General features: G+C 56.9%; 6 protein-coding genes and 2 pseudogenes. All 8 read left to right on the forward strand.

Annotated features, from left to right (window positions below; all coding sequences use genetic code 11):
- The first annotated feature begins 81 nt into the window (after positions 1–81).
- Entirely contained in the window at positions 82–663 is a 582-nt protein-coding gene (aac(6')-IIc, locus tag ACOT0L_RS23595; protein ID WP_012695484.1) for an aminoglycoside N-acetyltransferase AAC(6')-IIc, read from the forward strand.
- Positions 660–785, forward strand: coding sequence for a hypothetical protein (locus tag ACOT0L_RS23600; protein ID WP_022646489.1), 126 nt, complete (start codon positions 660–662; stop codon positions 783–785). Before aac(6')-IIc ends, ACOT0L_RS23600 begins: the two co-directional genes overlap by 4 nt.
- A gap of 83 nt (positions 786–868) precedes the next feature.
- Positions 869–1,057 (forward strand): annotated as a pseudogene (locus tag ACOT0L_RS23605) (erythromycin esterase family protein); the annotation flags it as partial.
- Positions 1,058–1,150: 93 nt separating this feature from the next.
- Positions 1,151–2,506: an IS1380-like element IS1247 family transposase gene (locus tag ACOT0L_RS23610; RefSeq protein ID WP_006473457.1), complete on the forward strand. Its 1,356-nt coding sequence runs from the start codon at positions 1,151–1,153 to the stop codon at positions 2,504–2,506.
- Between the two features lie 241 nt (positions 2,507–2,747).
- A complete protein-coding gene (aac(3)-IIg, locus tag ACOT0L_RS23615) occupies positions 2,748–3,557 on the forward strand; it encodes an aminoglycoside N-acetyltransferase AAC(3)-IIg (RefSeq protein WP_012695485.1) in 810 nt (269 codons plus the stop codon).
- A gap of 127 nt (positions 3,558–3,684) precedes the next feature.
- Positions 3,685–4,098 carry an NAD(+)--rifampin ADP-ribosyltransferase gene (arr, locus tag ACOT0L_RS23620; protein ID WP_012695486.1) on the forward strand — a complete coding sequence of 138 codons (414 nt, stop codon included), beginning with the start codon at positions 3,685–3,687 and terminating at the stop codon, positions 4,096–4,098.
- A gap of 386 nt (positions 4,099–4,484) precedes the next feature.
- A complete protein-coding gene (locus ACOT0L_RS23625) occupies positions 4,485–4,892 on the forward strand; it encodes a YybH family protein (protein ID WP_063613390.1) in 408 nt (135 codons plus the stop codon).
- An 86-nt stretch (positions 4,893–4,978) separates the two neighbouring features.
- Positions 4,979–5,624, forward strand: a pseudogene (locus tag ACOT0L_RS23630) (erythromycin esterase family protein); the annotation flags it as partial.

The raw sequence follows: 5,624 nt of genomic DNA on the forward strand, positions 1-5,624 counted from the left end.
GATGTTATGGAGCAGCAACGATGTTACGCAGCAGGGCAGTCGCCCTAAAACAAAGTTAGGCCCGCACGGAATCAACATCTCATGTCCGCCAACAATGCCGCAATAGTTCTACGAGTCATGGCCGAGAACGATCTGCCAATGCTCCATGCTTGGCTGAACCGCCCCCACATAGTCGAGTGGTGGGGCGGCGAGGATGAACGCCCAACTCTTGACGAAGTCTTAGAACACTATTCGCCCGAAGTTCTGGCAAAGCAAGCTGTAGTGCCTTACATCGCAATGCTAGATGACGAACCCATCGGCTACGCCCAATCCTACATCGCACTTGGAAGTGGCGATGGATGGTGGGAAGACGAAACTGATCCAGGGGTCCGCGGGATTGACCAGTCTTTGGCTAATCCATCACAGTTAAACAAGGGGTTGGGTACAAAGCTCGTACGCTCGCTCGTTGAACTCCTGTTTAGCGACCCGGCCGTAACGAAAATCCAAACCGATCCATCTCCTAGCAACCATCGCGCCATTCGCTGCTACGAGAAGGCCGGGTTCGTTCAAGAAAAAAACATCCTCACACCTGACGGCCCTGCGGTGTACATGGTCCAAACACGCCAGGCGTTCGAAAGCCTGCGCACTGTTCAAAGCTTCAAAATCAAGGGGAAGTGGTCATGAATGGCTGCACCATCTCTACCAACTGGTATCTCGGCGTGTTCTCATCTGCCTTCGCATCTGTCGTCAGCCTAACCGGGCGTTCAACCGGACATCAACGTGCTGCGCACGTTGATGTCGGTTAACTGGGGCGTTATGCTCTGTGAGCCTGGTTATTGGCGAAGCGAAAGTATGACGATTTCAGCAATAAACGCAAAAGGATAAAAAAATGACATGGAGAACGACCAGAACACTTTTACAGCCTCAAAAGCTGGAGTTCAATGAGTTTGAGATTCTTAATCCCGTAGTTGAGGGCGCCCGAATTGTCGGCATTGGCGAGGGTGCTCACTTTGTCGCGGAGTTCTCACTGGCTAGAGCTAGTCTTATTCGCTATTTTGTCGAGAGGCATGATTTTAACCCACATTTCCCAAGTAAGGCGCTGATTTCGCTGTCCTGACCATTATATTTCCTATATAAAACATGGTGTTGAAGGCTGCGAGGGGCGCGTTTCATGGATCACCCAGAGGGTGCGGGCTTGCAACGGGCAGATCGGGTGGATTTCGACCCTCGCGTGCGGCTGGAATTTCGCGGCACGCAGCTCAGTTCCGACGGCGGCCTTCTGGTGATGCGCGAGCTTGATGACGCGCTCGGGTTGTCCGATTTGGCGTCAGCGGCGCTGCGCGATACTCGCTCTGGCAAGAACACGGTCCATCGGCTCGACGGCCTGTTCCGGCAATCAGTCTTTGGGCGGCTGGCCGGATACGAGGATGTCAACGACGCCAACCGTCTCGCCTGCGATCCGGTCATGCGCCAAGTTGTCGGCGGCAGAGCGGTCGATGCACAAGCGGCCTCGGCATCGCAGATGGGACGGTTCGAGACCGAGACGCTGGCTCTGGCCGGGAACCGTGCCGCGCTGGCCGACCTGAACGGGCAATGGATCGACCGGTTCCATGACCGTAACGGGCTGAAGTACATCGTTCTGGACATGGACAGCTCGGTCAGCCCGACCCATGGCGACCAGGAAGGGTCCGCCTGGAATGGCCATTTCGACTGTAGCTGCTATCACCCCAACTTTCTGTTCAACCAGTTCGGGATGCTGGAACGCTGCGCCCTGCGCCATGGCAACGTCCACAGCGCCGATGGCTGGCGTGATGTTCTCGACCCCGTAATTGCGCGCTACGCGGAGCGCGACCTTGGTGGCAGGTTCTTCCGGGCCGATGCTGCCTACGCGATCCCGGCGATCTATGAGCGATTGGAAGAAGCGCGGTTCTTCTACGCCATCCGGCTGCCCGCAAACGCGGTCCTCAAGGACAAGATCGCGCATCGGCTAACGCGCCCTGTCGGGCGGCCGTCACTGACCAAGGTCAAGCGGTTCTTCGAGGAATTCGAGTATCAGGCGGCGTCCTGGGACAAGGAACGCCGGGTGATCGCCAAGATCGAATGGCATCCGGGCGAACTGTTCCCGCGTGTCGGCTTCATCGTCACCAACCTGCCGATGGAGCCGGACTGGGTGGTGCGGTTCTACAACCAGCGCGGCACCGCCGAGCAGCACATCAAAGAGGGCAAATACGCCTTTCGCTGGACGCGGCTGTCGTGCCGGAAGTTCCGCGACAATGAGGTGCGGCTGCAACTGCACGCCCTGGCGTACAACCTGGCCACCTTCTTGCGCTGCATCGAGCTGCCCGAGGCCATGGCCGACTGGTCGTTGACCAGCCTGCAACTGAAGCTGATCAAGATCGGGGCACGTGTGGTCCGTCACGCCCGCACCATCACCTTCCAGCTGGCCGAGGTCGCTGTCACCGGCACGATGGTACGCGCCATCCTCGCCGCTATCCGCCGATTGCGAGCGCCACCGCTATGCGCATGATCGCGATCCACGCTCAAACTGAACGAAAGCGGCTGGACAGATCTGTCCGCTGCGCTGAAAAACGCCGCCCCTGGGCAAGGAAACAGCGGCTTCGCGGTCTGATCCGTCCAGATCCAGCAGTCTGCGCGACCGCAGGTGCCGCTTGCGGCAGAAAATCCTTGTCTAGCGCTCGGATACAGGCTATCTTCACCTCAAACGACACGCCACTTGGGGAATGCAGGATATAGAGGATGGCAGCGGAATGAACACAAGGGAAACAATTGCGGCGGACCTTTCACGGCTGGGTGTCCAATCCGGCGCTCTCGTCATGGTTCACGCATCGCTGAAGGCGATCGGCCCCGTCGATGGAGGCGCAGCATCGATAGTGTCTGCCCTGCTCGATGCCGTCGGCCCCACTGGAAGCTTGATGGGATACGCCTCGTGGGACCGGTCGCCTTACGAAGAAACGCTCAATGGCGCACGGATGGATGCGGAACTGCGCCACCGATGGCCGCCGTTCGATCCAGCCATATCAGGCACGTATCGCGGCTTCGGCCTGCTCAACCGGTTCCTCCTCCAGACACCCGGCGCCCGGCGCAGCGCGCACCCGGATGCCTCGATGGTCGCGGTAGGGCCTCTGGCCGGCACTCTGACGCGGCCTCACGAACTTGGGCAGGCTTTCGGACCTGGATCGCCGCTGGAGCGTTTCGTCGAGCGTGCCGGAAAGGTTCTGTTGCTCGGAGCCCCGCTCGATTCCGTTACCGTCCTGCACTACGCCGAGGCCATTGCCCGCATCCCGAACAAGCGACGCGTGAGCTACGAAATGCCGATCCGCAGCGAGGACGGCGGAGTGAGATGGAAACGCGCCGAGGATTTCGACTCCAACGGCATTCTCGATTGTTTCGCTATCGAAGGAGAGCCGGACGCCGTCGAGACAATTACCAATGCCTATGTGGAGCTGCGACGCCATCGGGAGGGCTTGGTCGGTCAGGCGCACTGCTACTTGTTCGAAGCGCGGGATATCGTTTCGTTCGGTGTCGACTATCTTCAACGGCACTTTGGCTCGCCCTGATCCGACGCATGGCATGCGGGATGCTCGCCCGCACCCTATCAACGACTATGTATCCAGGGTGCGCCCCGCCGAAAATACGGGCCCCGCGACACTGTGAACAGAAGCGCTTAACATCAAGGGGGACTCTATGTCTGCTACCGCAACCATGTTTGCCCAGTCGTTCTTCCATGGAACCAAAGCCGCTCTTGCACCCGGTGATCTGATCGCCGTCGGTTATCGATCGAATTTCACAGACGCGAAATCCCTGTCGTGGGTGTATTTTACAGGCACGCTCGATGCGGCGATCTGGGGCGCCGAATTGGCGGGTGGCAGCGGAACGGAACGAATTTATGTCGTCGAACCGACCGGCGCCATCGAGGAGGATCCGAACCTGACGGATAAGAAGTTCCCGGGTAACCCGACCCTGTCTTATCGCTCCCGCGATCCATTGCGCGTAATTGCTGAAGTGACGAAGTGGCAAGCACACACGGCCCAGCGGCTGCGGGAAATGAAGGAGGGCCTGGCGCGTCTGAACGCAGAAGGTGCCGAGATCATCGATTAACGTCGCCTGCCGGCAGTGCCATCATGGCGCATGGAACCGACTGTAGCCGATGACCGCACTGGTCTTTATTCGCGTCGCGGATGCCACAAATTGCTTAGCCCACTCGCCGCCTGGGGCCGATTTTCGCCCCTCGCCTTGAAGGGATTCCGAGTAGAATCCCGTGGCCATTGTTAATTAAGCAAGCGCGTTAATTAACAAATATGATCTCCGCATCGCAACCGTACCTCTCGGTCAGGTTAAACGTGTCCAGGCTGGCAAGCACTTCGGCGCTTTGCCAGTTCATGCTGGCAATCGTGCCTACGCAATGATGGGCGGCATCGTCGTGGGAACGGCGCTGACGATTCTCTTCCTACGGGCCCTCTATGTCGCCTGGTTCTGGATCCCGCGTGAAGTCGAGCAAACTGATTAATATGCACGACTTCGATCAGTTGGTGCCGTTAATTTCACCAAATGCGATATTCTGGTTCAATGACGGATCATTTTGTGGACTGAAGCAGATACGGCAAGCCTTTGAGGAAACCTGGAAAAAATTTCCTCTTGAAAATTATTGGTTAGAAAACCTGGAGTGGGTTGCCCAGTCGAAAGATTGTGCCGGATGCACCTATCACTTCCGGTGGAGGGCAATTTTAAATGGTAGCGCTCTGGAAGGCGGTGGGCGAGGAACAACTATCCTTCGTAGAGAAGCGAATGTCTGGAAGATCACTCACGAACATCTGAGCCAGTTCCCTAAACAAGACCCCAAGGGCCGACAGCTGCCGAGTAGATCGCTCGGATTGCGCCAAAAGCGGTCATGAGAGAAATGCCGCGACCTCAATGGTCGCGGCTGGCAGTTATGCAACGTCCTGTAACTGGGCCTCTCCATTGTGGAGGAAGCATGCTTAATGCGATTGGTTTGGAATGTGGGGCGATTCAGGCATCCCGGCTATCTGAATGGCTCAACTCAACAGCCGGTGCTCATGAACTTGAGCGATTTTCGGATACCCTGACCTTTTCTTTGTATGGCTCAGTGCTGATTTGGGTTAAATCATATCTACGCGAATCAGGAAGAAAACTGCAGTTAGTCGGAATCGATTTACCCAACACCTTGAATCCAAGGGACGACCTAGCGCAATTGGCCGAAATTATCCAGGTCATCGACCACCTCATGAAACCCCACGTTGATGCGCTGACTCAGTTGTTGACGTCCATTGATGGCCAGTCGGCGGTTATTTCATCGGCAAAATGGGGGGAGTTGGAAACGGCTCAGCAGGAGAAAGCTATCTCAGGGGTAACCAGATTGAAGCTCCGTTTGGCGTCGCTTGCCCCTGTCCTGAAAAATCACGTCAACAGCGATTTTTTCCGAAAAGCCTCTGATCGAATAGAGTCGATAGAGTATACGTTGGAAACCTTGCGTGTAATGAAAGCTTTCTTCGATGGTACCTCTCTTGAGGGAGATACTTCCGTACGTGACTCGTATATGGCGGGCGTGGTGGATGGAATGGTTCGAGCGAATCCGGATGTAAGGATAATTCTGCTGGCGCACAACA

It is taken from the genome of Enterobacter cloacae complex sp. XAL002 (assembly GCF_049236805.1).
In the GTDB taxonomy this organism is placed as follows: Bacteria; Pseudomonadota; Gammaproteobacteria; order Enterobacterales; family Enterobacteriaceae; genus Enterobacter; species Enterobacter intestinihominis.